Here is a 26,539-nt window from a genome sequence, read left to right on the forward strand (position 1 = left end):
CTGGATCAAAAAGCTTAGTCTCTTCTTTTTTACTAGGCGAAAGGAGAAAAGCGAATGAAAGTATGTGGCATCATTGTTGAATATAATCCCTTTCACAATGGTCATCTTTACCATGTCCAACAAGCACGGGAACGAACCGGTGCCGATGTAGTGATTGCGGTGATGAGTGGCAATTTTTTGCAGCGAGGTGAACCGGCGATTTTAGATAAGTGGCAACGTGCAGAAGTAGCCTTGCAAAACGGAGTGGATCTCGTAGTTGAATTACCAATCGAGTGGGCAGTACAATCTGCTGATTATTTTGCCAAAGGAGCAGTTCAACTGTTGCAAAAATTAAACTGTGACTATTTATGTTTTGGAACAGAAGATGAAGCGACCTTCGATTATCAAGCATTCGGTCAATTTGTTTTGCACCATCAGGATCAAATCACCAAAGCTTTTCAAGAATTACCTGATCAGACAATGAGTTATCCGCAAAAGATGACACAGGTATTCAAACATGTCTACCCAGAAATCTCACTTGACTTTTCTTCACCCAATCATATTCTAGGGTTGAGCTATGCAAAAGAAAATGCTACGTATGAACATCCAATGGAATTAGTTCCGATCAACCGTAAAGGGGCTGGCTATCATGATGAAGACTTATCAGAAGAAACAATAGCCAGTGCCACAGCGATTCGTAAAGCACTAACTGAAAGTCGATCGATTTCTGCAACAGTTCCATCAGAGACAGAGACGTTTTTAAAAATAGCAAGTTTGCAAACTTGGACATCCTATTGGCCCTTGCTAAAATACCGTCTTCTTTCTTCCACCGTTGACTCGTTGCAAAAAATCTACCAGATGACGGAAGGTTTAGAGATCAGGATGTTAGAAGCGGCAAAGACAGCTAATACATTTTACGAGTTTGTCGAACAAGTCAAAACAAAACGCTATACGTGGACGAGGATCCAGCGCTTGTCATGCTACGTGTTATTAAATATCCAAAAAGAAGAGATGAGAGAGCAACAGATGCAAGAATACATCCATGTGTTGGGCTTTACAACAGCAGGTAGAGCATGTCTCAAAAATAAAAAAACCTTAGCCCTTTTTGCGAAAATCGGCAAAAAAGAAGCGCAAGTGGCAAAACTACTCGTTCGCAGTGATCAAATCTATCGCTTAGGTGGCGAGGTAGCGGAACAAGTATTTGGGCGAAAACCAGTCTTTATCGAAACGATCGAAGAGAAAAAAAGCTTCACATAAACCTGATTCACAAGTATAATGAAACAGGACGTTTTGTGTGTTCCCGCACGAATCAAAAAGAATCTATCTTATATCAAATCAGAAAGCGAAGTGAAACTATGGGACGTAAATGGGCCAATATCGTAGCTAAAAAAACAGCTAAAGATGCAAATAACAGCCGAGTTTATGCGAAGTTCGGAATTGAAATCTATGCAGCAGCAAAATCAGGTGACCCTGACCCACACGCTAACCAAAAACTACGTTTCGTCATTGAACGCGCTAAAACTTACAATGTACCAAAACATATCATCGACCGAGCAATCGAAAAAGCAAAAGGTTCAGGGGATGAAACATACTCTGAATTGCGCTATGAAGGATTTGGACCAAATGGCTCAATGGTGATCGTAGACACATTGACCAACAACGTCAACCGAACAGCCGCTGATGTGCGTGCAGCGTTCGGTAAAAACGGCGGAAATATGGGCGTTTCTGGGGCAGTATCTTATATGTTCGACAATACCGCGATTTTTGGTTTTGCCGGTGAAGATGCAGATGAGATCTTAGAATACTTGATGGAAAAGGACATTGATGTGCGTGATGTCATGGAAGAAGATGGCCAAATCATCGTTTACGGAGAAGTGCCAGATTTCCACAGTATCCAAGAAGCACTAAAAGAAAAAGGCATCACTGACTTTTCAATTGCGGAGATCCAAATGATCCCTCAAAATGAAGTGACGTTGACTGGCGAAGACTTGGAACAATTCGAAAAAATGATCGATGTATTAGAAGATCTAGAAGATGTCCAACATGTCTTCCATAATGTTGATGTTGAACGATAAAGTTGATTTATAAAGGTTTTTTGAAAACAAATCGTTTTGTTTTTTTATAAGGGGCATTGAAGGGGCAAGGATTAACCTTGCTCTTTTTCTTTTGCATTAAGTTTATCTATTAAATCTTGTTCTACCTTTTTGGTAACATGTGTGTATATCTTTAAAGTAGTTAAGGGATTAACTTGACCTACTCGTGACATAATTGCTTTTTGATTTATTCCCATTTCTGCTAGTAAGGAAATATGAGTGTGACGAAAAATATGTGTTGATAGTCTTTTGTTTAATTTACCTTGTTCTTTTAGCCTTGCAGACAGTCTTCGTAAGACTCTATTCATGCTAAAAGGTGGCACTGCATCTCCATTTGGAGCTGCCAAAATAAAGCCCATGTCATTATATTTTGAATTAATTGTTTTGTTTAATTTGTTTTGGTTAATCCATTTTTCAATAATTACTTTTGTTTCATTGCTTATTGGAATTTTTCTGTTTGAGAAGACATTCTTAGGACTCGTTGTCAATCCATCTTGCGCTCGTGCGTAGTTGTAGAAGAGTGTTTTGTTAACATCAAGTGCATTACCGTCATAATCTTCAATCTTGAGAGCAGCAAGCTCACCGTATCGCATACCTGTTTTAGACAAAACCTCAGCGATTTCAGCATATTGCGAAGCGCATGAACTATATTTTAAATTTCTTAATTCATCTATTACTAATTCGAGTTCATCAGGTTCTAAATATTTTTGAGTTACTCTTTCATGTTCTTCAATAGTGGCTTTTTTACGTTCTATCTTTACATCTTTAACTATATTATATTTTACAAAACCTACTTGTTTAGCATATTCATACATATTGCTAAATAGTGATCTAATAGCATCAGTATATGAATAAGAATAGTTTTCCTTATAATAGAAATCATTTAAAAAATTTTGTAGATAGCTTGAAGTAAGGTTGTTAACTAAAACAGATGTATCCATTCTTAGTTCAACTGCTTTGTATAAGCTAACATTTGTTAGGTAAGTTTGTTCTTTTACTTTTTGTCTATAAATTTGAATCCATTCATCATATAGATTTGCTAGGGTTACTTTCTGTTCATTTGGTTTGCTGATCTTAACATTAATTTTTTCTTGTAATTCAATCATAGCTTGTTTTTTTGCTTGATTGGATTTTGATGTTAGAGTGATAGATACACGTTTAAGTTTTTCCGTGTACGGATCTTTATACCTTTCAAAATACTTGTACTTTCCATTCGGTAATTCTTCCATCCACATGACTTTCACTCCTATTTCATGATAAAATAGGCATAATGAAAAAGCCTATTGTTTATTTTGTTTGAGCACGCTCTCGCTTTGGTCGGTAGGGCGTGTTTTTTTATTTTGTTTCAAACGTTGTATGACAATTAGTACAGAACCACTCATTTTTACCTTTTTTTCCAGCAAATCCTGCCAATGTACCTACCCCACCTGTAAGCGCGGCCCCACCAATTGCTTTTCCTACAGAAAAACCTTTTTTATTGTTCTGCATAAACTCTATCTCTCGTGATTGGCAAGTGGGGCACTTGATAATGTTTTTGTTTTGTTTGTTTGATGTTGCTTGCTTGTTCAATTCATCCAAATCTTTCTTAGCTTCTCCATGTAACTGCTCCCATTTATCGTAAAAGTTGTTACTTCTAGTTCCTAAAAATAAGGAGCCTAATGATAAAGTTAGTATAAAAAGTGACCCTAAATCTATCCAATCTCCAAAATAAAAACCAAAATAAAGATATATGACAAAAACTACTATAGATAGCCCACTGAAAATTTTTTTGTATTTTCTATAACCATTCATGTATTAACATCCTCCTAAAATATATTTTATTTAAGGTCAATCTCTTAGTTCAATTAAACCACCTCCTCAAACACACAAATATTATTTTTAAATAAAACATGTATTTATTTGTATGTTATATGAAATATAAGAATTAAAGCGCTTAAAATTATACGTATTATAAATACAAGCTTATGTTCTTTAATGAAGAACAATTGAATAACTCAATTGTTCTTCATTTATATGCTGAGTCATAAATTTTTTTACAATCGTTTCGTATCTGATATCCAAATCGTAGCTTTCTAAAAAATTAATGGTATTGAATGCTTCCGGTGAAAAATCGGGATCATGCAAACGGGTTTCGATCATTTGCTTTATCATAAATTCTTCCGCCTCTTGCTCCATTTTTGATCTTAAAGAAAAGGTTAAATTATATAATTCGTAATTCTTCATATGTTTAGCTGCGTGTCCTAGTTCATGCAAGAGAGTAACTTTTTCTTTTCTTTCCGACAACGATGAATCAAGGACTATGGTGTTGATGGCCGCAAGGTAATGACCATCAGCATCCATTTGCTCTGCTTTTTCCACATAAACTACAGAAACATTTAACTGTGAAATAATATCATTTATCTTCGCATCCATTTATCACACCTACTTAGCATCATTCTTATTTTCAATATATGCTTCGATAATTCCGGTTAAAATTCGCCTATCATTATCAGTGAGTGGTTTTCCATCGCTACTCATTACAGAAGCTAGCGCTTCTTCTACAGTTAGGCCTTTAGACTCCTCTGATAAGCCAAGAGGGGTATCGGTACCATCTAAAAGGTAATCTGTAGTAACATTAAAATATTTTGCTACTTTTTGTAAGGTGTCTGCCTTAGGACTACTAGTTCTCCATTGATAAATTGCGTTTCTACTTAATCCTAGATCTTCTGCAACTTCTTTTAAACTTTTTCCCCGTTTTTTAGCAAGTTCAGAAATCCTTTCAAATAAAGTCATTATAAACACTCCTTGATCACAAGGATGTTATATAAACAAAACTATGCACAAAACACTTTACATGCACAAAGTTTTGTAATATACTTCATCTTGTAAGTTAGTTTGATAGAAAAAAAGCAAATTAAAGACACTTCTTATCAAGCGTAAGTTTGGCGACCGACCGCAGATAAAAGGATATTTATGTGCTTATTTCTTTATGTTTATATAGTACGAAACTTTGTGCATGGTGTCAATAACTTTGCCAAAATCTTTTGAACTAGCTTACAAAAATTTCAGGGAAGGAGAGAGTCATAGTGCCAGATACAACAGTAAGTCGTCAAAAGATCCGTGATCATTTTAAAGAAAAAGGTATTTCACTAGCGAGCTTGGCTACATTGTTTAATGTTCCAAGACAAGATTTAATTGATTATCTTAATGGAAAGAATCAAAGCAAAAAAGCACATGAGATTCTTTTAGCTATTATTGATATTTATAAAATTAGATAGTTGGAGGGGAAGCAGGTGAGTAATATCCAAATTACAGTTGCAAAGACTATTGAAGTTCCTCAGGCATGGATGGCCAAAGATGAAGCGATTATCTACTTTGGCTATCAATTCCACAAACCTTTATTTCAAAAGCTCTTGAAAGAGTTTAAGGAACATGATGATTTCAAGGAGGGCTATCGGTTAGTTACGTATGGTTTGCCAATTATAAACATTAAAACGTTCGATAATTTTCTAGTTTGGCGAGACAAGAATAAGTTTAAGCGAAAAAGACAAGTTTAGGAGGCAACAGCATGAATCAAATGCAAATTATTGAATTTTACAATCAACGCTTATTAACTACGGAGCAATTAGCGGAATTCTATGAAGCGACACCGAAAAACATTCGTGATAATTTCCAAAACAATCGAAATAAATTTATTGAAGGTAAACATTATTTCAGGTTAGAAGGTGATGATTTAAGAGCGTTTAAGAACGACACCGAAAATATCGGTATCGTCGGAAGTCGAGTAAATCAACTTATTCTCTACACAAAACGAGGTGCGAGTCGTCATTCGAAAATGTTAGGCACGGATCGAGCGTGGGATATGTTTGATGAATTGGAAGAAAACTATTTCAATCCAAAGCAACAAATCAAAATCCCAACAACCCCTCGTGAATTAATTCAATTAGCTTTAGCAGGAAACGAAGCAACAAATCAACGTGTTGATGAAATTGAGGAACGTTTAGTAGACATTGAAGTAAATAAACTGATCAACACGGAAGATAAAGGGACAATCGATCGAGCGGTTCAAAAAAAAGTTTATCAAATCTGTAAGGATCAACATTTTGGGCAAGATGCCAAGAGCATGCTTTTTCAGGATCTGGGGTCAAGTATCAAACAATTATTTAATGTTCCGAATCGTGGACGAATTAAAGATAAGGATTTTCGAAAAGTATTGAACTTTATCAATAGCTGGGAGCCGTCTTCTGTGACAAAAGAACGTATCAATCAGATTCAAACAGAATTGGAAATGTAGGAGGAAGTTAAATGAAAATTAATAAAAAGTTAGAGCAAAAATGGCAATAGTGGGAAACAACGATGGAAGGCGCAGAGATGTATCTAAATGCTGCAAGAGATTTGGGTTCAACTGTCATAACCGAGGATGATGCTGTTTTTTGCCTAGCTAGTGAAAAAATCCAATTAACCATTGATCAGTTGGAAGAAGGCAAGAAATTAATTGAAAAGCTAGAATTTGCAGAAGAATTACTGGAATAGGCAAATACTTTTGAAAGTAGGTTGAGGTGAGACGTGAACATGCCTAGGAAAATGTGTCAAAAGAAAATGATAGCGACTGCTGGTCACTACACGTTTAAGCAGGAGGAATTGATTAAGAAGTCAATTGCAAAATCTATTCAAGACTTGCAGTACCTTGTCCATGATAAAAAAAGCGTGTTAAGCGCTAGGCAGCTTGATACTGCTAAACGTGAGTTGAAACAATATCAAGAACTGCAGTATCAAAATAGGCTTAATCGCCTTATAAATATGAAATGGAGATAAGACTATGAAAAAGACAGACACACTTTTTATCGGAGTCATCTTAGGTTTACTCGTACTAGTAGCACACTACAGCGTAGTGGGAGGAAGTATTTTCGCAAGTTTAATGGTTTTGATAAACCTATTAGATTCGAAGGAAAGGAGAACGTATGGATCGAAAAGAAGCTTTGAAGAAAGGAAAAATGATTGCTGATAGATGGTGGCGTGACAATAAGTCAACTTTCTTAAGTCAACAGGTGATCAATAAACAAAAGAAATGGCAGGAGATCAAATGAAACTAAGACAAAAAATAAAAGAGTATCTATTTTACAGACATGTTTTTTATTGTCTTGATTGTCGCTATACATTACGCCTTAGTAATAAGTTACTACAACAGTGTCATCCATGGGATGGACCGTATTGTCCAAAGTGTGGAGAAAAAATACAAAAAAAGTGACTCAGCCGTCCAAAGCAATGAGTCACAAACTAAACATATCTAAGGAGATTTTAGCATATGAAGAATGAACTTTCCAGTTTAGATCGATATTTGACTAATCAGAAAACTGATTGTTCCACAGAAATTAAAGCATTTGATTGGCAAGGAGAACCTCTTTATTCGGGAGAAACAGTTTATTCAATTGATAATGAATATGTTCGAGAAAATGATTTAAAAGCGTTTATAGAAAGTAGTGTCGGAAAGCCGGTGGAAATATGAAAGAGATGAATGAAGTGTCTTTCAACGAGAAAGTGATCTCTGTTCAAAATGAGCTGAAAGCTCCTAAAAGTCAGTATAGTGAGTACGGCAATTATAACTATAGAAATTGTGAGGACATCCTAAAAGCTGTTAAACCATTAAATCAAAAAATGGGATTGTTACTGACACTTACAGATGAACCTGTTGTAATTGGGAATCGTTTCTATATTAAAGCAACCGCACTATTAACAGATGGAAAAGAAGTGCTAAGTATTACTGCATATGCGAGAGAGGCTGAATCAAGAACAAAGATGGACGATAGCCAAGTAACAGGATCTGCTTCTTCATATGCTCGAAAGTATGCTTTAAACGGTCTGTATTTAATTGACGATGCTAAAGATGCAGATGCGTTGCCCCAAGAAAATAAAGAAGCAAAAAATTTGCGTGAAGAATTTTTAAAAACTTTCGATAAATATGTCCAAGAGATAGCGAATGTCACTAATTTACCAAAAGAAGTGGTTGCTGCGAATTCACTAGGAAAGAAAGGATTCGATAGTTTAGAACAAGTAACTGATGAATTTTATTCAGACCTAATAGGCTATTTGAAGCTTTCAGCGAAAAGAGCAGCCCAAAAATTCAATGATGAGCCTAACCAACAGAAACGCACCGTCAAAAAACCATCTTGGGAGGATTTATAAATGAGCAATGAACTATCAACAGAAGTCATCTTTGATGTTAATTATCAACCAAGTGTAATTGAAATTATTAATGAAGATCAACTAGCGAATTTGATCAATGTAACTGTTAAGCGTTTTGAAAATTTGATTTTTAAAGAAGATGATATTGCAGATGCTAAGAAAGCAAGAGCGGAACTAAATCGAATTTTTGATTTGATTGATTCGAAAAGAAAAGAAGTAAAGAAGGAATTTAGTGAACCTCTTACTACATTTGAAAATCAAATTAAAATTTACAGTGATGAGATCAAGCTAGCATCCAAAGGTATTGCTGAACAAATCAAAGAATTTGAAGCTAAAACAAAGGAAGAACGAAAAACAATTGTTTTAGCATTTATTAAAAAACAAGCAAGTAAGGCTGAGATTGAGCCTAATGAAATTAGCCTCCAAAGTAATTGGCTGAATGCTTCAAGTTTTACAGCCAAAAATAATTTAACGAGAAAAATTGAAGAAGAAATAATTACTGAATGTATAGCAATAAAACAAGAAAAAGAAAACTACACACAGCAAAAATCTTTGGTTGAAAGCTATGTAAAAGCTTATGACCTTGAGCCAATGGCTTGGATCTCTTTAATTGATGAAGGACTAACTGCAGCACAGATTTTTCCAAAAATAGATCAAGCTGTCAAAGAATTAAGGGAAAAAGAAGAGAAAGAAATAGAAGAGGCGGAACAAGAAATAAAACAAACAGTAACGCCAGAAATAACTATAGCAACTTCCGAAGAAACAAACACTAATGAACCAAAGTACTCTTTCACTCTAAATATTACAGGTACTGCTAAACAATTATCAGTCATTAAGAAAACTGTTGAGAACTTAGGTGTAGAGTACTCTGTTGATATGAATTGATCAACGAATCAGAAGAAAAAGAAGTGATTTAATTGTTTAAACCGCTAATTGATTCATATTCTGCAATATTGAAGCATTTTAAAGGACAAGAAATTAGCGCAACAATCAACGAAGAAGTAAATATCGAACGTTTAAGAACAATGTACGAAGGCTATGAAGGTGATCGGATCATTGAAGTACGTTTCATCGATCCACGTCGCTTCACAGTCCAGCAAAGAAACTTCATATATGCACTTATAGGCGATATCTTTATCGACACAGGCACACCAACAGACTTCTGGAAGGAATTCTTCTACTTTCGTTTTGAAGGTGTCACAGGGCGAAAAATAAGCCTCAAAGACGAATCGGATACAACTGTAAGTGACGTAAACATCCTAGCAAATATCATCTTAGATTTCATCTTTGAACATCATATTCCATTCAAAGAAGGATATGAAATTTTACCAGCGAATCAAGAATACTACTTCTACAAGTGTATTACGAAAAGAGTCTGTTGTATTTGTGGAAGAACAGGAGCTGACATTGATCACTTCGATAAAGCCTTGGGTAGACGGAAACGTAAGAAAATTGATCATTCAGATTACACGTTCGCAGCACTTTGTAGAATCCATCACACGGAAAAACATCAATTAGGTGTGGCTAATTTTAAAAATAAGTATCAAATCAAAGGGATTAAGTTAAATCAAGAAACGAGCAATAAATTAAATATCGGCGGATAAGAAAAAGGTGGTATTGAATTGTCAGACAAACAAAAGAAACGTTATTACTGGCTCAAATTAAAAGAAGATTTTTTTGAAGAAGATACTATCGAATGGTTAGAAGAACAACCTAACGGTAAGGAATATTGCTTATTTTATCTAAAACTCTGTCTTAAATCTTTAAAAACAGAAGGTCTATTAGTTAGGAATGTAGGAAATTTAATGATTCCCTACGATCCTGAATCCTTGGCAAGATTAACAAGTTCAAATGCAGACACAGTGAAAGTAGCTATGGATCTATTCAATAAAATTGGGTTAATAAAAATATTAGATAGTGGAGAAATATATCTCAACCAACTAAGCGAATTAGTAGGTTCAGAAACAGAATATGCAAGACAAAAACGAGTTCAAAGAGCAAGGGAGGACAATGTCCAGAAGCTGTCTGGAAAAGGTCGCCCAGAGTTAGAGAAAGAGTTAGATATAGAGAAAGAGTTAGAGAAAGACAAAGACATAGAAAAACAAGATGCTCCTGAATTAAAACAGTATTCGATTCAAATATATTCGTATATTGAAAAAAATGGGTTTGGTAGTCCTTATGGAAATACTATGGGGGATAATATCAATTTTTGGTTAAAAGACTTGGAAGAAGCTGGCCTAACCATTGAGCAAGCAGATGCCTGGATGATCCATGGTGTAAATACAGCAATAGAAAATAATAACCGTCGATGGAATTATCTAGAAGGAATCCTTAAGAATCGTTTTAATAAACGACTATTTAGTAAATCTGCCATTGAGGGAGAAGAAGAAATGCGAAAAAGTCAGCAAGTAAAATCTATAAGTCGGAGTTATCAAAAAAATGTCCGTCGTGAGAAATTACCAGAATGGGCAAATAAATCGCAAGAAGAAAAAGAACTTGATCCACAACAAAAAGCAGAAATCGATGCACGTTTCAAAGCATATTTGGCACAGAAAGCTCAAGAGGAAAAAGAAGATGACTGTTAACCACTTTATTGCACAACTTGAAATGATGCGTGTCGAAGAGTTAAGACGAAGTTTAGCTTATGACGATGAGTGGCTCAATGCGTTCCATACGGGACGTGAGAGCGCACTAGCACATGTACTAAAAATAATAAAGGAGGCGCAGGAAGAATGTTAGATATGCGAATAGAGGACTATCGGATCACAACTACAAGTGATTGCAAAAATATCGTTCTCTCACGTGTCGTACGTGATGAGTCTGGAAAGATCCAATATACCGAAAGTGCTAAAGGCGCGCAGGAAGAAGCGACTTCATTTGTTGGCTACTATCAAACACTGACTATGTGTTTAAGAGCCATACAGCGTGACTACGTGATGAGAGAAGGTCGCGTGATAAAAAGTATTATCGAGTATAAAAAGGCTCTTGAGCGTATCGCTAGACACTTTGAGAGTGAATGTGAGATTGAAGGTGTAAAAAATAAATAAGAAAGCAAAAATCAAACGAATTGCTGCGCTGACGTGTTCGGAGAAGTGGCAAGAAAATGATGAGGCAGTCGCGGAAGTTCAGAGAATCGCTAAAACGATTTGGCCCAAGGAAAAGTCTGGACGAAAACGACCAGGTCGAAAAATAGCGATTTGGCATGGCGACAGAATTCTAGTTACAGGTACAGCTGAACAGTTAGCAGAAATTACTGGGCTGTCAAAAAATATCATATGGAGCAGAGCGAAGCACATGGATATTGACTCTAAGGGCCGTCAATTTAAATACATGGAGGAAGAAAAATGAACGAACTGACAATAAATATTGAGAAATGGGCTAAAAATAAAGGATTGGATCAGGCACAACCAGAGAAACAGATGTTGAAGGTAATTGAGGAACTTGGAAAGGTCGGAGCTGGATTGGATCAGGCACAACCAGAGAAACAGATGTTGAAGGTAATTGAGGAACTTGGAAAGGTCGGAGCTGGTATGGCTCGTGGCAATTTAAAAGCCGTAAAAGATGGTATCGGAGACACGCTTGTTACTCTTATCATTTCAGCTATGCAGCATGGGTTGACTGCTGAGGAGTACTTAGTACAGGCTTAGAACGAAATTAAAGGACGTACTGGGCAAATGGTTGATGGGGTGTTTGTAAAGTCTAGTGATCTGGAGGACAGCAAATGAAAAAACTAATTATGCTCATTGTGACTATAGGAATGGTTTTTAGTTAATCGGCACGTCGTTAATTTACAAGAGTTTCTTGAAAAGTAAGCCAAGGGATAGATAATCTCGCTGCCATTCTCATCTGTTAGAGATTAGCAATTATTGTAAAGGAAGTCGTAAAAGGAAAATTTACCGTATTTTGCTGAGATAGAAAAGCCCCTTTCTGAGTAGAGGCTAATTAAAACTCACACTTTGCTCTTTTAATTGTTTAATTACTTCAGCAACATAAGTTTCTTGAAATTTTTTTTCAAACTCTTCTATAAATTTTTTTGATGTTAAATCAAAATTTTTTTCTGAATACTCAATTAGTTCATTGGGTGTATCGAATTCTGCAATAATTGAAGCACTGTCAAAAGAATCTGCTACTTGTAATGAGACAGTTTTCATTATTGATACAATATCAACTTGTGTTTTTAACATAAATTTCACTCCTTTATATAAGTTTAACACATAATTGATGAATAGTAGTGTGTTTTATAATTCTATACATTCATTGTGAAATAAATGAGATAAAGTGAATGGGTCTCCGACGATACTGAGGTTAAAAACCGTAGTGAGATTCTTTGGATGATGCCAATCTATATGAGTTTACACAAACTGAAAGAGACTCACGGAGACAACGAGTACGACAAACAATACCTACTGATCATCGGACTTGCCAAGTTGCGGTTTGGGGTAGAGGCCAGCAAATGAGTGATTGGGAAAAGGATAATGAAAAGAGTAATGATTAGCAAAGCCATACGTCGCTTAAGAAGTTACCTGTACACTTAAGCTACAAAAGATACAGAGAAAGCTATTATTATTTTTCAGAATATGGAGGAAGACAGCAGATGATACTGAAATTTCGGGCATGGGATAAGAAAAACAAGACAATGCATGAAGTTGAATTAATAGATTTTATTGATAATATAGGCTATTTATCGATAGAAGACGGTAGAGGTGATTGGTACAGCTTTGAAGTCGATACCATACTCATGCAATCTACAGGACTGAAGGATAAGAACGGTGTAGACGTTTATCAAGGCGATATTATCAAATGTACTAGTGGTTGTCCTCATGAAGTCATTTGGTTAGAGGAGTATGGCGGGACGTTTATCGGTGGTATGCCAGCATGGTATCTTTCAGGGCTAAATAATGGCTATTCTTGGACGGGTGAAGAAGAGGTAATCGGGAATATTTGGGAGAATAGTGATCTATTAGAGGAGTAGACGTAAGAAACCAGCCATATAGACTGGTTTAGTTGTTACTTTTTAAAGCGATAGATTAGATATGCGATAAAAGTAACAACTGCGAGAAATAGGCTAATCAAATATCTAATAAAAATAGATAACGATTGATCAAGTCCATAGTTAAAGATTTTAGATATAAAATAAAAAATCGGATTTGCAAAAAGAAACATTGTGTAACATTGATCATTTCATTTTGCAAATCTACAAATAACTAGGACGAAAAGAATAACTATCACCCAAAAGATAACCTTTGCAGTTATAAACAAATGAGCCACCCCCTAAATCCCCCCACAAATTAACGCTAACACGTTAGAGATTTAGAGACGAATAATAAGATTGAAACTCAGATATATTCAAGCAAGTGAACAAAAACACATTGGTTAGTTTTTATGAAGGAGGAACAGCAAAAGCCAGTGTTGCCTGAGTTTGTAGCTAAGTGGTTTGAGGATGCAAAGGATAATTTAGAAATTCCAATATTCTACGAATGTGTTAGAGCGATGGAGATTTGCAAAGAATATCGTAATGAATTTCATCAATGGTTTGCCAATTCGAAAAAAAATCCAATCGAAACACTCATTCGCATGAAAGATGGCTACGAGGTCGAGAAAGAGCCGATGTATTATGTGATATTGAGTGAAAATAAAGGTGGATGGAAATATACTTTTTTAGATGAAGAAGGAAACGCTGATTATACAAATAACAAAGCACATATTCCAACTTTTACTGAAAAGGAAATCAAAGGGAATGACGAACGCTTCTGGCCATTTGCTGTGCCAGTGAAAGAGGTGGAAGGATGAGGGGATTGATAATAGTCATTTTAGTCTCTACAATAACTTCTTTTATTGTTTCCTTTCTCGTAATGAAATTCCATTTAAGAATACTTAATAAATGGTTGCAAAAGTTTTTCGATGAAGAAACCAAACGAATAAAAAGTTACTTGTCTAGAGGCAAGTAGCACAAAAATTTTTAACAATTGGAATAGGAGTGTCAAGATGGAAAAAGCTAAAAGCTTAATTATATGGAATAAAGACGGATCAACAATGAATTTTGAGAAAGTAACAAATTTTATAGAGGACTGGCAAAGAGCAAAGCGAATATTGCAGTTGCTCAATTAGAGGATATGAAGACTATATAAACAGCGAAAGAATGTACTTCTAAGAGAAAAATTTATTTTCTATAAAAATAGGAAAGTATCATTATGAAAAAGACCACAGAGATAAATAAACCTACCACATAAAAAATGAATATTTCTTGCGATTCAATATAGGTATGTTTAACAATTTGTACAATAAAAAATACTATAGGTAAAAAAGATAACATGAGGAGCTTATTTGTTCTAGAGTGTTTGACAAAGTAACAAAACGCGACAACACCAATACAAACGGGAATCCAAAATAACAGCATGCTCCACATAGTCACTCAACCATCTCCTATACGCTTTATTATCAATAGATAATATCATTTTTCGTAATAAAGATAAAAAAATAAGTAAGGCTTCTCATTAAATATAAAAAAGACAGCCGACCACTGGCTGTCCTTAGCAGAATATTGAAAAAGTGAGCCATCTGTTTTCCGCCAGATAGCTCAACATGTATATGGGTAACGAGTGCAACCTCGCTACTTGAAAAGCTTAGCATAAGCATGGGTATAAAAAAAGCCGGATTCCTCCGACCTTAATTAATAATTCTGACACAATTATTATATCATAAATGGAGGAATCAATGGATGGTACTTTTCGATGTAAAGAAGTATGAGACACCAGAGGCAAAAGATGTGGATATGGATCGCACAAAACATAATGTTGGTGTTTTCCTTTCAGCATATCTGTCAGCTAGATGTAGGGTAGGTCAACCTCGTGAGCCTAAAGTAACAGCATCTTACTCCTTGGTTCCACCTTCTACTGCAAATAATACATTTGAAGCAGAACGAATGATGATTGAGAAAGAGGAAGCACAACAAGAATTTGAGTACTTGCACAAATTATTTATTCGTGGCTATTCAGCAATTCAGCATCCGCATAAACCTGATGTAACAGAAAGACGGAAAAAGATATTCTATGATCGTTATATCAACGGTATGTCGATTTATGTAACTGCTCAAAGAAATAATACGAGCGAGGAATCTGTAAAAGCAGAATCGAACAAAATCATCATTCAATTTGCTTCTTCCTTAGAACTGGTTGCTTTTAAGTAGCCAGTTTTTACACTTTTTATACCCATTTACTACCCAGAAGCTTTCCTTTTTATACCTTTTTTGTACCGATCAACTACCTAGCAAATGATTTATTATGATAGTGTCGAAAGATTAGGAAACAGGACTTCGACAAAAACAATTTGAAGGGAGGAAATCTCCCTCATCGTTGTAATTAAGCTTCGATAGACAGCAGCAAATAAACTAAAGGATGTGGGGTTCAGCTCCTGCGGATAGTTCATATGTTGCTGTCTATTCTTATTATGTCGCTGTGGCGGAAGTAGGAGACGCAACGGTCAATGGTGAATAACCTCGTGAGAACCTAGTAGGTTCTTGTGTGTAGTGCAATCCCACTCCAGTGACTTTGGGAGGACTTATTTAACACTGGTCAGTGTAATAAGTATCTGACCCATAACAATAGCAACTGAGGCTGTGGTAGGGAAGAGAAGCGGTTGTCAGGCTTGTGTAAGGTTGTTGGATTTGTTTGTATCTACAATATGAACATGCTTTACTAATTATCAAAAATTGTTTATCCTGTATGGAAAATGTTCTCAGAGGTGAAACGATTTATGTTGGAAACTAGTGAATTGAAAAAAGATGGCATCTACATGGCTAAAGTATTCGGAGAAAAAGAACTTTATAAAATCAAAATTCGTAATATTTTAGAAAGAACAGCAGTCGTCGAGTTAGTGGACGACAGCAATAAGGTAGCTGTAGTTAAGTTAAAAGATATTAGAGAAGCTGTCCTATAAAGGATAGCTTTTTGTTTTGAGAAAAAAATTTGCCGGTATCAAATCTGGCAGATTGTAGGGCCTATTTACTTATAATTCGAGTTTTGCAACAAAAGCTACAAAATAAAAATTCGTCTGAGGGTCTTTTTAAGCTAATAGAGAGAAGAGCATCATTATGTTCTGTATGATACCCGATAGCAGTGATTTCATCTTTTTGTTTAATACGATGGCAAGTGCATTCGTGAATGACGAATCGATTATTCGATATTTTTAACTTTTTCTTTTTGATCACATAGTAAGGCATTTTACTTACCTCTCTTTTTTACTCTATTATACAGCGAAAGGATAAAAAGTCATGAAAAAGTTAAATCAGATGAATGATTAGAAGGGACAAGGTAAAGACTCGTAAGCAATACAAGCTACATTTTTTTACAACATTTGATCAAAGTGTATTGTCTAGGGAGGACTGTTTACACAAGTCTGTCACTTAGAATGTATGAGATAAACTTGGATGTTACAGAGTCTTGCTACCAATATCTTAGGAGGGAATTATGAAAACGAGGCAAATAATTTGGAGAAAGATTACACGCTAATCCAAGATGCGTCAGAGGCCAATAATCAAATTATATCAAAAAAGCCTATACTAGTTTCCGCTAGTATAGGCAAATGACTATAGTAAAAAACAGTTTACAAAAAACGAGCATTAATGTCTAGTGAAATCATTATTGCCCATTTATAAGAAAATCAAACACACTTCTCTGTGTAGTTACATAAGATCGCTCGTTGAGAGGTCTTTTTTATTTTGTCTTAAGGAGGAATGAACTCATGAAACAATACACTGATAAAGATTTTGAGGAAATGAAACAATTAAAGAAGGGCTTTGAAGAAGTTGGTCAAGGTCAAGTATTTACGATTGGAACTATTCAACGTAGATTACGTGTTGGAAAGGAACGAGCTACTGCTCTTTACAATGATTTGATCTCAGATAGAGAGAAGGCCACGTGATGAGAAACTACTGGTACGTATCACTATCTAATAGGTATCCACAGCCGAATGAAGGTGATCTAGTTAGAGTCGTCCAGTCAGTTCAGATCAAAAAGAAATACTCCATTGTAGAAATGACCAGAGAAGCGACACCGAAAGAAATTGACAAATATAATCTTCGATACTGTGGATATGGCTACTTTAATGAATCACATATTGAAGAAAATATTAACAAGAATTCGAGGGATACAAATGCAAATTGAAGTAATGAAGTTACAGGACTTAAAGCCTGCTGATTATAATCCAAGAATTAAGTTAGAACCTGGTATGGCCGAATACGAGAAGTTAAAACAGTCCATTTTGGAATTCGGCTTTGTTGATCCACCTATTTTTAACAAACGAACAGGAAATCTCGTAGGCGGTCATCAACGGGTTGCTGTGGCTAAAGATTTGGGCCTATACGAAGAGATAGACGTATCTGTCGTTGATTTACCACTTGATAAGGAAAAAGCTCTTAATGTGGCTCTCAATAAGATTACTGGTCATTGGGATGATGAAAAGCTTTCTGTTTTGTTGAAAGAATTAGAAAATGAAACCATTGTTTTAACAGGGTTTGAATCGGAAGAAGTAGAAGAATTACTTACTGCGTTTGAGTATAAAGAAGATACCGAAAAGCCTGTAATAGAAGATGGATTCGAAGTGAATGAATTTATAGAAAATCATTCTGATCCTAGAACTAAATATGGTCAACTATGGAAGCTGGGTAAGCATTATTTATTATGTGGCGATGCTACGAAAGCGAGCGACGTCGAAAGATTGCTACAAGGTAAAAAGGCGGATTTAGTTGTCACTGATCCACCATATAATGTAGCGGTGAAATCTGATAATAAAGATTTAAACGAATCTGGTCGAGATAAAATTATGAATGACGATATGAGTGATGAAGAGTTTGATCAATTTTTAATGTCTGTATTCCAAAACTATGCTAATGCAATGGAAGACAACTCGGCAATTTATGTCTTTCATGGATCTTCTTATCAGCGAGAATTTGAAAATAGGATGAATGCCGCAGGAATTATAGTTCGGTCACAGTGTATTTGGGTTAAAAATAATGCAACATTTGGTTGGAGTCAGTATCGTTGGCAACATGAACCAGTTTTCTATGCACATAAGGAAAGATATGCACCTACGTGGTACGGAGATAGGAAACAGACAACGGTTTGGCAAGACGACTTACTAGAAGATTTACCAGCAACCATTTGGAGAGTTCCCAAAGATGATGTGAATGCATATTATCACCCGACGCAAAAGCCATTATCACTTATTGCTATACCAGTAAAAAATAGTTCTAAAAGGCAGGATATCGTTTTAGATTTATTTGGTGGCTCTGGTAGTACATTAATGACCTGCGATCAGTTAGAACGTATTTGTTATACTCTCGAATTAGATCCTCTATTTTGTGATGTAATTATTGAGAGATGGGAACGAGCGACAGGCAACGAAGCAATTTTAGTTTCAGAATAAAAAAGAAGCCGAGTGCGTAAACACTCGACTACTTCAACGAGGACACTAAGCCCCCGAAGATACAGAGAATGCCCACGCGTGGTTTTTCGATACCCTCTGTATCTTTTAGCATCATAACAGATGTCGGGGTGCTTAGACAATGGAAAACGAAAAATTTGATTTAGACTATGAGATTGAAAAAGCGATGGAGAAAGCAGAGTCTATTGATGAATATAAGAAAATCATTCGAATAGCTTTGGGGAAATGGCTTAAAAATCTCCAGTCAGGACAAATCAAGTTAGATAAAGTTTCCGATTTAAAGATATTGATTGAAGCTGATCTTATGTTGAAAGATATTGATGATTGAGAGATAATCAATGTAAAAAAGGAGATCAGTAGTTTGAATAATGATAAACTGACTATTACTGAATTTGAAAAAACATTAGAAATTGTTTTTTCAAAAATACCTGAAGAAGAAAATGAACTGAAATTCTTGGTTTCATCTGACATTGGCTTTGAAATTTTGAATTTAAAACTATCTATCAATATTCTATTAGATAGAAAACATTACACGGGAATCTTATCCCTAATAAGAACTATGATGGAAAATCATATATATTTGAAATATATATTGGAGAAGAATTCGAATAAAAGAAGCAGAGCTTATCAGTTAAATGTATATAGAGATGTGAAAAAACAATATGATGCTCAAAAAAAGAATAAAAAGCTACAAAAAATGATTGCTCAAGATCAATGGTTAAAAGAGCAAACAGATTTATATGAACAAGATGAAGCTAAAATAAAACAATATTTAAAAGAACTTGATTCACTTTATGGGCACAAGCTAGTACCTTGGTATAACGATGATGGAAGTACAAAAGGAATATACAAGCTGTTTGAACGTATGGGTAAATCCGATTGGTACGATGGCATATATAGATACTTATGTATGGAAGCCCATGGGAATAATGGATTAAAACATTTTGAAATGTTAGATAATGGTATGACAAAATTAAAACCAACTATATTGAATGAAAAACAAATTAGTAGTATAAGTTGTAAAATTCTGAATGAAACAAGAAAAGAATTAGCAAACTTGATTTCTTAGAAAAACAAAACTCAACCTAATCAGAATGTGAGGTGGTGTATATTGAATGGCAAGAAAGCGTGATCCAAGACGTGATGAAGCTTTCAAATTGTTTGAAGAGTCTAATGGAACAATAACTAACCGAGAAATTTCTGTAAAGTTATCTGTCCCAGAAAAAACTATTTCAGCATGGAAATCACGTGACAAATGGAATGAAGTACTGCAAAAAGATGAATGTAGTACTTCAAATAATCATTGTAGTACTGCAAATAAAGGTGGCGCACCTATCGGTAACCAGAATGCCATGGGGAATAAAGGGAATAGCAGCGCATCACCGCCATCAGGCAATAAGAACGCCTTGAAAACTGGCGAATATGAAACAATATTCTTTGATACGTTAAGCGATGACGAGAAGGACATCTATTCAAGTTTGGATGATGATCCTTCTTGTGTTTTATCTGAAGAAATACGGCTACTGAAGATTCGACAGCTACGAATGATGAAAAGAATCAAAAAAGCCGAAGAAGGGTTAAATGAGGAAGAAGTTGAGCGGCTGCAACAGCTAAGAAAAATAAAAACTCCTATAGAAAAAGATGGTAAAAAGCTAGAAATCAAACGTGAAGCAATGCAAGATATCCAAGTAAGTAGAAAAGTATACCGTAAAATTGATGATATTCTTTCAATTGAAGATTCACTAACTCGGATTAGTAACCAGTTGACAAAATCGATTAAACAACTAAATGAATTATCCCTATTAGGAGGAAAAGTTGTATTAATGGAAGAGCAAAAACGGAAAATAGCCTTTGAAGCGGATATTCTCGAACATAAAGTCTCTAAACTTATTCTTAAACAAGGTGAGCAAAGTAAAGTTCAAGGCCTTATTGATATTGGCCAAGCGATTATTGGTCCAATAGAAGAAGATGAGGAGAGTGAAACAGATGAGTCAGTTGAAACTATCGACTAAACAAAAAGAGAATATTTTTCAACCACTTAAAGGAATTCGGATGGAGATGAACGAGGGAACGATTCGTTCTGGTAAGACGATGTCAGATGCTCAAAAGATGGCGTTAATATACGCAGGACATCCCGATACGAATCATCTTGTTCTTGCTTATAACCAAGAACAAGCCTACAGAATGTTTATGGATTGTGAAGGGTTCGGACTAGAACATATCTTTGCCAGCTGTGCTGAAATTCGACACGATGAACATGGAGATCATTTATGGATCAATCTACCAGAGGGAGAAAAGCGGATCTATTATAAAGGCGGCGGAAAAGTGAATGCTGTCGGCGCTATCACTGGGATGTCATTTGGAACAGTCACTTTTTTGGAATTCAATCTGCTTAACAAAGCGGTCATAGAGGAGGCTTTTCGTCGGACTAAAGCTTCTAGCTTTCGTTATCATCTCGCTGAACAGAATCCGCCAGCACCAAATCATCCGAACCTAGAAACTCTTAAACCCTTTATAGAAACTGGGTCTTTTAAGTTTCGTCATTGGCGACCACAAGATAATCCTATTTTAACGAAACAAGCTTTGAAAGAATGGAAAGCTGAATGTAAAGTCTCCGAGTATCTTTACAAACGAGATTGGCTAGGTGATCGTGTGATGCCTGAAGGTGTGATCTATTCAATGTTTAACGAAGATACTCATCTGTCGAAGGAAATCATTGGCAAGTCTGTAGAAGCGTTCTTTAGTGCAGACGGCGGACAAAGTGATGCAACTACCTGTTCCTTAAACCTTGTTACGTGGAAAGATGGAGAATATTATCTCTATCGAATGGCTAACTTCTACCATAGTGGTGCCGACACGGGTGTCACGAAAGCGATGAGTGAGTATGCCAAGGAAATTAAGCAGTTTAAAGAATGGTGTTATAAAGAGTGGTCATGGCTGCCTAAACATTCAAAATTCTTTGTCGATCCAGCCTGTAAGTCATTGAGTGAGGAATTACGTGTGTTAGGAATCGTCACAACAAAAGCAGACAACAACTCAAAAGACAAAGTAACCAGCAATGGCACTAAAATTGAAATAGGTATCGAACGTATGCAAAGCGCCTTTTCAAAAGGACGCTTTTTTCTTTACGATCATGATGGCAAGTATGGTCACTATCATTTCATCAAAGAATTAGGAATGTACGTTCGGAATGATTCTGGCTACCCAGTGGATAAAAACAACCATGCATTAGACGAATGTCGTTATGCGATTAATTATTTTACGAAACGCTATGTTCTTTAGCAGGAGGTGATCAGGTGTCATTTTGGCAAGCAATAAAAAGAGTTTTTGGAAAGGGGGCGGTTGCGATAGGAGCGAAAAAAGAGCTACAAAGTATTTTAGATCATCCAAAGATTCAAATGAGTCGTGAAGAATATGATCGTATTCAAAACAGCTTGCTTTATTACCAAGGGTACACGCATTGTAATTCTGATCAGAGAGCAAAGGCGAATATCAATATGGCCCGCAAGGTTGCTACTGAATATGCGAAGGTAATGTTCAATGAACAGGCAGAAATCACGATCGGAAAAGACGATAAATCAAAAAAATATGATGAAGCTAGCGCTTGGATAGAGTCTGTGTTTCAACATAATGACTTCAAGCGTAATCTCAGTAAGTATCTTGAACCAGCAATGGCTCTTGGTGGCTTAGTTGTGCGACCTTATTTCAATGATCAATCAGGACAAGTGGAATTTTCATGGGCGCTCCCGGATGCTTTCTTTCCATTGGAAAGCAGTACAAATAAGATCAGTCAGTGTGCAATGGCATTTAAAACGATCAAAACCCAAGGGAACAAAACGTTCTATTATACCTTGTTAGAATTCCATGAGTGGATCGATGGTGAGTATTGGGTCTCTATGGAACTATACGAAAGTGAAAAATCTAATGTGTTGGGGATGCAAGTATCTTTAAACACATTAAAGCAGTACGAAGAGTTTGAGGTGGCTGTTCATGGTGAAGAAATTGAACGTCCAATCTTCTCTTATTTTAAGACAGCAGGTTTTAACAATATCAATCCATACTCACCACTTGGTGTTGGTGTGTACGATAACTGTAAACGAACACTTGATCGATTAAACAAAGCACTTGATGCGTTCGATCATGAAATTGACGTGGGTAAGAGAAGAGCGGCCTTTCCTGAATCTATGCTAAGTGGAATTTCTGACAAGGGAACAGGCGAAACGAAATTAACCTTTGATAAAGATGATGACTTCTATGTCATTGTTCCTGGTACGGACCCTGATGAATTTAAAATTACTGATTTAACTCATGATATTCGAACAGAACAATACATCGGAGCAATTAATCATCGCTTGCGACTTCTAGAAATGGAAGTGGGGCTGTCGACTGGTACGTTCGTTTTCGATGGTGCCGGGGTACGTACTACGAATAAGACGGCAACTGAGGTAATCAGCGAGAACTCGCAAACGTATCAATCAAGGAACCAACAAACAACCGAATTAGAGGAATTCATTCGGGATGTTGTGCTAGCGCTGTGTGAGCTAGGTCGAGCCACAGAAGTTGATGGGAAACCACTATTTAGTGGTGAATCTCCAAATCGTGAAGAGATAGGTGTGAATTTTGATGATGGCATCTTCTTAGATAAAAAGTCAGAATCTGATTATTATCGTGAACTGAAAAACGATGGGCTGATTCCCGGATGGTTAACTTTAGCCAAAATAATGAAGTTGCCTGAAAGTAAGGCAAAAGATCTTTACCGACAAGCGCAATTAGATGTAGTTGATGAGACTACTGGTGAAATACGAGATTCTGGATACGAAGACTACGAGGAGTGATTGAATGGCCATTACACCTAACCAGTTAGATATTGAGGCTTCTTACATTCAAGATGCTTATATGGCGATGGAAGATGAGATCATGAGGATGCTTGTTAATCATTTGAAAATGCCAACTCGAATGCCTTTGAATGAGGACAACGCTTTTCGTTGGAAAATTGAAAAGATGCAGCAATTAAACCTTTTGAATCCGCAATCGTTGCAGCAATTGGTCAATGAAACAAGTCAGTATTCTTATGATCAGCTACGTAAAATCATCGTGGATATGGGGTTTGAAGTCATTTCAGATCTTGACAAAAACTTATCTCAACAAACTGGAAAAGAACCGCCATCACGAACTGAGATTGACAATGTGATGGAGTCGTATTTCAATCAGCAATGGCGAGATCTCGACAATCATGTCAATCAAACGCTGATCGACACTAATTATCCGAATAATCCACTGGCTAAGATGTATCAACAAGTTTTAAACGATACTGTAGCCAAAATCATTGGCGGTACTAAAACGCTACAACAGGCGCTTAGAGAATCGATCTATGCGATGGTGGAAAAAGGGGTGATGACGACCTTTGTCGACAAATCAGGACGTGAATGGAGCCTTGAGCGCTACGTTCGGATGGTTTTGAAAACCACAACTCATCGAGTTTATCAGGATCTACGACTTAAGCGAGGGTTAGAGTATGGAATTGTCACAGCGCTAATGAGTAGCCATATGGCTGCACGACCACACTGTGCCCATATCCAAGGCGGATGGGTCTTGCTTGTCCGTAAAGAGGATGCGCCGGAAGAATTACGTCATATTTCATCGATCTATGATTATGGATACGGTGAGCCTGACGGAACCCAAGGTATTAATTGTCGACATCGATTGTACATCCAAATCTATGATCCGGATCTTGATATTCACATGAAGCAGTATAATCCAAAACAAGCGATTGACAATGCGGACTTAGTTGCAAAACAGCGCCGCATGGAAGTCGCTATTCGTCGTGCTAAGCGGCAATTGAACGCAGCAACGACAATGGACAACAAAGAAGATGTTCTGCACTTCAAACAACTAGTCAGACGACGTCAAGCAGCACTGCGTACTTTTATCAATGAGCATGATCAATTGTTACGCCGGGATTATTCTAGAGAGCAAGTATATTCATAAAAGGAGGAAGCCTGGTTGAAGGATTAAAGCAAATTGGTCTTGCTTTGAAGTTTGAGGATTTTGGTTTGTTTAGTCTAGCTTGCTAGGCTTTTATTTTGTCCTGAATATGACATTAAACTGTTTATCTACCGAGTGAGCGGTATAACTCACACTCTAAACTGGTACCAACCAGAATAAAAAGGAACGGAGAATGAATCATGGAATGGATCAAAGAAATTTTATCAAAACACGTCGGAGAGGATGGGAAGTTTGATCTAGACGGAGCGACAAAAGAAATAAAATCAGAATTTCCGAAAAATGCTGTGCCTAAAGCTGATTTTAATGATAAGTCTCAAAAGCTAAAAACGGCAAACGAAGATTTAACCGCCGCAAATGCGCTTGTTGAGCAGTTGAAAGCATCGAACAGTGGAAATGAAGATCTGCAAAAACAAATTGATGACTATAAAAATCAGTTAGAAACCGTAACCGCTGAAAGACTAGCAGATCGTAAGAATGCTGCGATCGAATTAGCTTTAACACAAGCTGGGGCTAAGAACATTACAGCTGTGAAAGCTTTGTTGAAGGCGGATGAGTTGGAAATGACTGACGAAGGTGTCAAGGGATTAGATGATAAAGTAGCCGCACTGAAAAAAGACGAAGATTATTTGTTTCAATCCAGCAATCCTGCACCACAGACGAAGAAAAAGCAATTTGTGGCTGCTGGGAATACAGGCGGTGGCGAACCACCTAAAGAAAAAAGCTGGAAAGATAATCTAGCCGAGAATATCGCAAAAATAAAAACTGATTAGGAGAGTGAATTAACATGGGAGTAGTTTTAGATAGTAAAGATTTAGCAAAAATTGATAAGGAATTTGCAGCTGAGTCGCAAGTATGGGAAGTATTGACCCAAGGAGCAAAAGATATTACCGAAGAAGATTTTGTCGGAGTGAAAGAAGTTCGGGTGAACGAGATGCAAGGTTTTACAGCTGCTGATTATAAGCGGAATAAAGAAAACGAACGCAACAATATCACGGTTGAAAAATCAACTTTGAAATTGGAGCAAGAGCGCTGGATGGGTTACGATATGGACCGCTTAGATCAATCGGAAAATGCAGCATATCAAGTAGGTGCTATTATTGAAGAGCACACTCGATTGGTTACGATCCCTGAAAAAGACCAAACTGCAGTAGCTCGTTTGCTTGAAGCTGGTTTTGATACCTCTGATGAAGTTTATAAAGGGAAAACAGTCAAAGAAGCCATTACTAAAGCAAATATTTTAGATAGCTTTGATGATGCTGAAGCATACATGACTGATGCGGAAGTAATTGGTCAATTCGTAGCATTTATGTCTAGTGATGCATACAAAGCATTGAAAAATGCAGATGGTGTCTCTAAGACTTTTACTACCAACACTGTTCAATTCAATGGTATCGATCGACGTGTTGAGATGCTTGATGGCACGAATATCATCATCCAAAAAGTTGCCGAAAACCGATTACAGGTGGATGAAGACAAGCGTATTAATTTCATCATGACACCTATCACCGTTGCCAAGCCAATCGAGAAGTACAATACGATTGATTTGGTTCCTGCAGAACAGGATCGAGGGGGTTATCGCGATACCATCAAAGGGTTGGATTATTACGATTGCTTGGTACTTAAGAAAGCGCGCCCTGCGATTTATATCTCTTACGATGACCCAAAAGCATGACCCCGGAAAAACCGGGGAAGTCTGACGAGAATGAATACGGTTCTGGATCAGAAGGTCGGTCATTAGTTATCGATGATATGAAGATTGATGAGCTTAAAGCCGAGTTGGATCGCCTCGGAATCGAGTATCCATCTACTGTCAAAAAATCAGAATTAATTGAGTTGTTAAAAGAGAGTGAATAACCACT

The 26,539-nt window shown here is 36.5% G+C and carries 39 protein-coding genes and 1 pseudogene; 34 read left to right on the forward strand and 6 right to left on the reverse strand.

The window, feature by feature from the left end:
• Positions 1-54 precede the first annotated feature (54 nt).
• Positions 55-1,236 (forward strand): nucleotidyltransferase, encoded by a 1,182-nt coding sequence (locus EM4838_RS04050; protein ID WP_071866011.1) that lies wholly within the window; start codon positions 55-57, stop codon positions 1,234-1,236.
• Positions 1,237-1,334: 98 nt separating this feature from the next.
• Positions 1,335-2,054 carry a YebC/PmpR family DNA-binding transcriptional regulator gene (locus EM4838_RS04055; RefSeq protein ID WP_071866076.1) on the forward strand — a complete coding sequence of 240 codons (720 nt, stop codon included), beginning with the start codon at positions 1,335-1,337 and terminating at the stop codon, positions 2,052-2,054.
• A 71-nt stretch (positions 2,055-2,125) separates the two neighbouring features.
• Here the strand turns inward: EM4838_RS04055 and EM4838_RS04060 are convergent, their stop codons facing one another.
• The 4 genes from EM4838_RS04060 to EM4838_RS04075 form a co-directional block, all read right to left on the reverse strand.
• Entirely contained in the window at positions 2,126-3,307 is a 1,182-nt protein-coding gene (locus EM4838_RS04060; RefSeq protein ID WP_071866012.1) for a tyrosine-type recombinase/integrase, read from the reverse strand.
• Positions 3,308-3,407: 100 nt separating this feature from the next.
• The gene (locus EM4838_RS04065) at positions 3,408-3,863 is read right to left on the reverse strand and encodes a hypothetical protein (RefSeq protein WP_081367398.1); all 456 of its coding nucleotides are present in this window, start codon (positions 3,861-3,863) and stop codon (positions 3,408-3,410) included.
• Between the two features lie 180 nt (positions 3,864-4,043).
• Positions 4,044-4,484, reverse strand: a complete 441-nt coding sequence (locus EM4838_RS04070; protein WP_071866013.1) for an ImmA/IrrE family metallo-endopeptidase — start codon at positions 4,482-4,484, stop codon at positions 4,044-4,046.
• Positions 4,485-4,493: 9 nt separating this feature from the next.
• Entirely contained in the window at positions 4,494-4,844 is a 351-nt protein-coding gene (locus EM4838_RS04075) for a helix-turn-helix domain-containing protein (protein ID WP_071866014.1), read from the reverse strand.
• Positions 4,845-5,137: 293 nt separating this feature from the next.
• Between EM4838_RS04075 and EM4838_RS04080 the strand changes: the two genes are divergently transcribed.
• The 15 genes and pseudogenes from EM4838_RS04080 to EM4838_RS04140 all read left to right on the forward strand — a co-directional run bounded on the left by EM4838_RS04080 (position 5,138) and on the right by EM4838_RS04140 (position 11,959).
• Positions 5,138-5,329, forward strand: a complete 192-nt coding sequence (locus tag EM4838_RS04080; RefSeq protein WP_071866015.1) for a helix-turn-helix domain-containing protein — start codon at positions 5,138-5,140, stop codon at positions 5,327-5,329.
• 24 nt (positions 5,330-5,353) lie between these two features.
• Complete coding sequence (locus EM4838_RS04085) at positions 5,354-5,608, forward strand: hypothetical protein (protein ID WP_071866078.1); 255 nt, start codon at positions 5,354-5,356, stop codon at positions 5,606-5,608.
• Positions 5,609-5,619: 11 nt separating this feature from the next.
• The gene (locus EM4838_RS04090) at positions 5,620-6,345 is read left to right on the forward strand and encodes an ORF6N domain-containing protein (protein ID WP_071866016.1); all 726 of its coding nucleotides are present in this window, start codon (positions 5,620-5,622) and stop codon (positions 6,343-6,345) included.
• Positions 6,346-6,407: 62 nt separating this feature from the next.
• On the forward strand, positions 6,408-6,584 hold the full coding sequence (locus EM4838_RS16450; protein WP_157811369.1) for a hypothetical protein: 177 nt from the start codon (positions 6,408-6,410) through the stop codon (positions 6,582-6,584).
• Positions 6,585-6,623: 39 nt separating this feature from the next.
• Complete coding sequence (locus EM4838_RS04095) at positions 6,624-6,866, forward strand: hypothetical protein (RefSeq protein ID WP_233433766.1); 243 nt, start codon at positions 6,624-6,626, stop codon at positions 6,864-6,866.
• 146 nt (positions 6,867-7,012) lie between these two features.
• Positions 7,013-7,138: a hypothetical protein gene (locus EM4838_RS17035; protein WP_257790705.1), complete on the forward strand. Its 126-nt coding sequence runs from the start codon at positions 7,013-7,015 to the stop codon at positions 7,136-7,138.
• A 218-nt stretch (positions 7,139-7,356) separates the two neighbouring features.
• Entirely contained in the window at positions 7,357-7,557 is a 201-nt protein-coding gene (locus tag EM4838_RS04105) for a hypothetical protein (protein ID WP_071866018.1), read from the forward strand.
• On the forward strand, positions 7,554-8,234 hold the full coding sequence (locus EM4838_RS04110) for an ERF family protein (protein ID WP_071866019.1): 681 nt from the start codon (positions 7,554-7,556) through the stop codon (positions 8,232-8,234). The genes EM4838_RS04105 and EM4838_RS04110 overlap by 4 nt, the downstream gene beginning before the upstream one ends.
• A complete protein-coding gene (locus tag EM4838_RS04115; protein ID WP_071866020.1) occupies positions 8,235-9,119 on the forward strand; it encodes a DUF1351 domain-containing protein in 885 nt (294 codons plus the stop codon).
• Between the two features lie 32 nt (positions 9,120-9,151).
• Positions 9,152-9,838 (forward strand): putative HNHc nuclease, encoded by a 687-nt coding sequence (locus tag EM4838_RS04120; RefSeq protein WP_071866021.1) that lies wholly within the window; start codon positions 9,152-9,154, stop codon positions 9,836-9,838.
• 18 nt (positions 9,839-9,856) lie between these two features.
• On the forward strand, positions 9,857-10,819 hold the full coding sequence (locus EM4838_RS04125) for a phage replisome organizer N-terminal domain-containing protein (RefSeq protein ID WP_071866022.1): 963 nt from the start codon (positions 9,857-9,859) through the stop codon (positions 10,817-10,819).
• Entirely contained in the window at positions 10,809-10,973 is a 165-nt protein-coding gene (locus EM4838_RS16555) for a hypothetical protein (RefSeq protein WP_169823210.1), read from the forward strand. Before EM4838_RS04125 ends, EM4838_RS16555 begins: the two co-directional genes overlap by 11 nt.
• Positions 10,967-11,281, forward strand: a complete 315-nt coding sequence (locus EM4838_RS04130; protein ID WP_071866023.1) for a hypothetical protein — start codon at positions 10,967-10,969, stop codon at positions 11,279-11,281. Before EM4838_RS16555 ends, EM4838_RS04130 begins: the two co-directional genes overlap by 7 nt.
• Positions 11,274-11,582: a hypothetical protein gene (locus EM4838_RS16795; RefSeq protein ID WP_071866080.1), complete on the forward strand. Its 309-nt coding sequence runs from the start codon at positions 11,274-11,276 to the stop codon at positions 11,580-11,582. Before EM4838_RS04130 ends, EM4838_RS16795 begins: the two co-directional genes overlap by 8 nt.
• Positions 11,579-11,959 (forward strand): annotated as a pseudogene (locus tag EM4838_RS04140) (nucleoside triphosphate pyrophosphohydrolase family protein). The gene EM4838_RS16795 and the pseudogene EM4838_RS04140 overlap by 4 nt, the downstream one beginning before the upstream one ends.
• A 213-nt stretch (positions 11,960-12,172) precedes the next feature.
• On the opposite strand, the gene EM4838_RS04145 reads toward EM4838_RS04140, so the two are convergent.
• Positions 12,173-12,418, reverse strand: coding sequence for a toxin-antitoxin system, toxin component (locus tag EM4838_RS04145; protein WP_071866024.1), 246 nt, complete (start codon positions 12,416-12,418; stop codon positions 12,173-12,175).
• A gap of 410 nt (positions 12,419-12,828) precedes the next feature.
• On the opposite strand from EM4838_RS04145, the gene EM4838_RS04150 reads away from it, so the two are divergent.
• The 3 genes from EM4838_RS04150 (at position 12,829) to EM4838_RS17040 (ending at position 14,342) form a co-directional block, all read left to right on the forward strand.
• Positions 12,829-13,206 (forward strand): YopX family protein, encoded by a 378-nt coding sequence (locus tag EM4838_RS04150; RefSeq protein ID WP_071866025.1) that lies wholly within the window; start codon positions 12,829-12,831, stop codon positions 13,204-13,206.
• Positions 13,207-13,616: 410 nt separating this feature from the next.
• Positions 13,617-14,024, forward strand: a complete 408-nt coding sequence (locus tag EM4838_RS04155; protein ID WP_081367399.1) for a DUF1642 domain-containing protein — start codon at positions 13,617-13,619, stop codon at positions 14,022-14,024.
• Positions 14,025-14,219: 195 nt separating this feature from the next.
• A complete protein-coding gene (locus EM4838_RS17040; RefSeq protein WP_254905428.1) occupies positions 14,220-14,342 on the forward strand; it encodes a hypothetical protein in 123 nt (40 codons plus the stop codon).
• Between the two features lie 52 nt (positions 14,343-14,394).
• Here the strand turns inward: EM4838_RS17040 and EM4838_RS17110 are convergent, their stop codons facing one another.
• Entirely contained in the window at positions 14,395-14,646 is a 252-nt protein-coding gene (locus tag EM4838_RS17110) for a hypothetical protein (RefSeq protein WP_081367400.1), read from the reverse strand.
• A gap of 306 nt (positions 14,647-14,952) precedes the next feature.
• Here EM4838_RS17110 and EM4838_RS04165 point away from each other — a divergent pair, with 306 nt between their 5' ends.
• The 14 genes from EM4838_RS04165 (at position 14,953) to EM4838_RS04230 (ending at position 26,534) form a co-directional block, all read left to right on the forward strand.
• Positions 14,953-15,420, forward strand: coding sequence for an ArpU family phage packaging/lysis transcriptional regulator (locus EM4838_RS04165; protein ID WP_071866027.1), 468 nt, complete (start codon positions 14,953-14,955; stop codon positions 15,418-15,420).
• 566 nt (positions 15,421-15,986) lie between these two features.
• Positions 15,987-16,169, forward strand: coding sequence for a hypothetical protein (locus tag EM4838_RS04170; protein WP_071866028.1), 183 nt, complete (start codon positions 15,987-15,989; stop codon positions 16,167-16,169).
• Between the two features lie 804 nt (positions 16,170-16,973).
• Positions 16,974-17,153, forward strand: a complete 180-nt coding sequence (locus tag EM4838_RS04175; RefSeq protein WP_071866029.1) for a hypothetical protein — start codon at positions 16,974-16,976, stop codon at positions 17,151-17,153.
• Positions 17,153-17,395 carry a hypothetical protein gene (locus EM4838_RS04180; protein ID WP_071866030.1) on the forward strand — a complete coding sequence of 81 codons (243 nt, stop codon included), beginning with the start codon at positions 17,153-17,155 and terminating at the stop codon, positions 17,393-17,395. The genes EM4838_RS04175 and EM4838_RS04180 overlap by 1 nt, the downstream gene beginning before the upstream one ends.
• Complete coding sequence (locus EM4838_RS04185; RefSeq protein ID WP_071866031.1) at positions 17,385-18,656, forward strand: site-specific DNA-methyltransferase; 1,272 nt, start codon at positions 17,385-17,387, stop codon at positions 18,654-18,656. The genes EM4838_RS04180 and EM4838_RS04185 overlap by 11 nt, the downstream gene beginning before the upstream one ends.
• A gap of 139 nt (positions 18,657-18,795) precedes the next feature.
• Positions 18,796-19,002: a hypothetical protein gene (locus EM4838_RS04190; protein WP_071866032.1), complete on the forward strand. Its 207-nt coding sequence runs from the start codon at positions 18,796-18,798 to the stop codon at positions 19,000-19,002.
• 33 nt (positions 19,003-19,035) lie between these two features.
• Positions 19,036-19,743 (forward strand): DUF5677 domain-containing protein, encoded by a 708-nt coding sequence (locus EM4838_RS04195; RefSeq protein ID WP_192923783.1) that lies wholly within the window; start codon positions 19,036-19,038, stop codon positions 19,741-19,743.
• A gap of 46 nt (positions 19,744-19,789) precedes the next feature.
• On the forward strand, positions 19,790-20,686 hold the full coding sequence (terS, locus tag EM4838_RS04200; RefSeq protein WP_071866034.1) for a phage terminase small subunit: 897 nt from the start codon (positions 19,790-19,792) through the stop codon (positions 20,684-20,686).
• The gene (locus tag EM4838_RS04205) at positions 20,661-21,956 is read left to right on the forward strand and encodes a PBSX family phage terminase large subunit (protein WP_071866035.1); all 1,296 of its coding nucleotides are present in this window, start codon (positions 20,661-20,663) and stop codon (positions 21,954-21,956) included. Before terS ends, EM4838_RS04205 begins: the two co-directional genes overlap by 26 nt.
• Before the next feature lie 14 nt (positions 21,957-21,970).
• Entirely contained in the window at positions 21,971-23,509 is a 1,539-nt protein-coding gene (locus EM4838_RS04210; RefSeq protein WP_071866036.1) for a phage portal protein, read from the forward strand.
• A gap of 4 nt (positions 23,510-23,513) precedes the next feature.
• The gene (locus tag EM4838_RS04215; protein WP_071866037.1) at positions 23,514-24,662 is read left to right on the forward strand and encodes a phage minor capsid protein; all 1,149 of its coding nucleotides are present in this window, start codon (positions 23,514-23,516) and stop codon (positions 24,660-24,662) included.
• A 197-nt stretch (positions 24,663-24,859) separates the two neighbouring features.
• Positions 24,860-25,450: a phage scaffolding protein gene (locus EM4838_RS04220; RefSeq protein WP_071866038.1), complete on the forward strand. Its 591-nt coding sequence runs from the start codon at positions 24,860-24,862 to the stop codon at positions 25,448-25,450.
• A 14-nt stretch (positions 25,451-25,464) separates the two neighbouring features.
• A complete protein-coding gene (locus tag EM4838_RS04225) occupies positions 25,465-26,352 on the forward strand; it encodes a capsid protein (protein WP_071866039.1) in 888 nt (295 codons plus the stop codon).
• The gene (locus EM4838_RS04230; RefSeq protein ID WP_100917239.1) at positions 26,349-26,534 is read left to right on the forward strand and encodes a HeH/LEM domain-containing protein; all 186 of its coding nucleotides are present in this window, start codon (positions 26,349-26,351) and stop codon (positions 26,532-26,534) included. The genes EM4838_RS04225 and EM4838_RS04230 overlap by 4 nt, the downstream gene beginning before the upstream one ends.
• Positions 26,535-26,539 lie beyond the last annotated feature (5 nt).

Origin of the sequence: Enterococcus mundtii (assembly GCF_002813755.1) — a bacterium.
Lineage (GTDB): Bacteria > Bacillota > Bacilli > Lactobacillales > Enterococcaceae > Enterococcus_B > Enterococcus_B mundtii.

Coding starts and splice junctions, on each gene's coding strand:
- EM4838_RS04050 (WP_071866011.1), top strand. CDS start 55: ATGAAAGTATGTGGCATCATTGTTGAATATAATCCCTTTCACAATGGT.
- EM4838_RS04055 (WP_071866076.1), top strand. CDS start 1,335: ATGGGACGTAAATGGGCCAATATCGTAGCTAAAAAAACAGCTAAAGAT.
- EM4838_RS04060 (WP_071866012.1), bottom strand. CDS start 3,307: ATGTGGATGGAAGAATTACCGAATGGAAAGTACAAGTATTTTGAAAGG.
- EM4838_RS04065 (WP_081367398.1), bottom strand. CDS start 3,863: ATGAATGGTTATAGAAAATACAAAAAAATTTTCAGTGGGCTATCTATA.
- EM4838_RS04070 (WP_071866013.1), bottom strand. CDS start 4,484: ATGGATGCGAAGATAAATGATATTATTTCACAGTTAAATGTTTCTGTA.
- EM4838_RS04075 (WP_071866014.1), bottom strand. CDS start 4,844: ATGACTTTATTTGAAAGGATTTCTGAACTTGCTAAAAAACGGGGAAAA.
- EM4838_RS04090 (WP_071866016.1), top strand. CDS start 5,620: ATGAATCAAATGCAAATTATTGAATTTTACAATCAACGCTTATTAACT.
- EM4838_RS16450 (WP_157811369.1), top strand. CDS start 6,408: ATGGAAGGCGCAGAGATGTATCTAAATGCTGCAAGAGATTTGGGTTCA.
- EM4838_RS04095 (WP_233433766.1), top strand. CDS start 6,624: ATGCCTAGGAAAATGTGTCAAAAGAAAATGATAGCGACTGCTGGTCAC.
- EM4838_RS17035 (WP_257790705.1), top strand. CDS start 7,013: ATGGATCGAAAAGAAGCTTTGAAGAAAGGAAAAATGATTGCTGATAGA.
- EM4838_RS04105 (WP_071866018.1), top strand. CDS start 7,357: ATGAAGAATGAACTTTCCAGTTTAGATCGATATTTGACTAATCAGAAA.
- EM4838_RS04110 (WP_071866019.1), top strand. CDS start 7,554: ATGAAAGAGATGAATGAAGTGTCTTTCAACGAGAAAGTGATCTCTGTT.
- EM4838_RS04115 (WP_071866020.1), top strand. CDS start 8,235: ATGAGCAATGAACTATCAACAGAAGTCATCTTTGATGTTAATTATCAA.
- EM4838_RS16555 (WP_169823210.1), top strand. CDS start 10,809: ATGACTGTTAACCACTTTATTGCACAACTTGAAATGATGCGTGTCGAA.
- EM4838_RS04130 (WP_071866023.1), top strand. CDS start 10,967: ATGTTAGATATGCGAATAGAGGACTATCGGATCACAACTACAAGTGAT.
- EM4838_RS04145 (WP_071866024.1), bottom strand. CDS start 12,418: ATGTTAAAAACACAAGTTGATATTGTATCAATAATGAAAACTGTCTCA.
- EM4838_RS04150 (WP_071866025.1), top strand. CDS start 12,829: ATGATACTGAAATTTCGGGCATGGGATAAGAAAAACAAGACAATGCAT.
- EM4838_RS04155 (WP_081367399.1), top strand. CDS start 13,617: ATGAAGGAGGAACAGCAAAAGCCAGTGTTGCCTGAGTTTGTAGCTAAG.
- EM4838_RS17040 (WP_254905428.1), top strand. CDS start 14,220: ATGGAAAAAGCTAAAAGCTTAATTATATGGAATAAAGACGGATCAACA.
- EM4838_RS04165 (WP_071866027.1), top strand. CDS start 14,953: ATGGTACTTTTCGATGTAAAGAAGTATGAGACACCAGAGGCAAAAGAT.
- EM4838_RS04170 (WP_071866028.1), top strand. CDS start 15,987: ATGTTGGAAACTAGTGAATTGAAAAAAGATGGCATCTACATGGCTAAA.
- EM4838_RS04175 (WP_071866029.1), top strand. CDS start 16,974: ATGAAACAATACACTGATAAAGATTTTGAGGAAATGAAACAATTAAAG.
- EM4838_RS04180 (WP_071866030.1), top strand. CDS start 17,153: ATGAGAAACTACTGGTACGTATCACTATCTAATAGGTATCCACAGCCG.
- EM4838_RS04185 (WP_071866031.1), top strand. CDS start 17,385: ATGCAAATTGAAGTAATGAAGTTACAGGACTTAAAGCCTGCTGATTAT.
- EM4838_RS04190 (WP_071866032.1), top strand. CDS start 18,796: ATGGAAAACGAAAAATTTGATTTAGACTATGAGATTGAAAAAGCGATG.
- terS (WP_071866034.1), top strand. CDS start 19,790: ATGGCAAGAAAGCGTGATCCAAGACGTGATGAAGCTTTCAAATTGTTT.
- EM4838_RS04205 (WP_071866035.1), top strand. CDS start 20,661: ATGAGTCAGTTGAAACTATCGACTAAACAAAAAGAGAATATTTTTCAA.
- EM4838_RS04215 (WP_071866037.1), top strand. CDS start 23,514: ATGGCCATTACACCTAACCAGTTAGATATTGAGGCTTCTTACATTCAA.
- EM4838_RS04220 (WP_071866038.1), top strand. CDS start 24,860: ATGGAATGGATCAAAGAAATTTTATCAAAACACGTCGGAGAGGATGGG.
- EM4838_RS04225 (WP_071866039.1), top strand. CDS start 25,465: ATGGGAGTAGTTTTAGATAGTAAAGATTTAGCAAAAATTGATAAGGAA.
- EM4838_RS04230 (WP_100917239.1), top strand. CDS start 26,349: ATGACCCCGGAAAAACCGGGGAAGTCTGACGAGAATGAATACGGTTCT.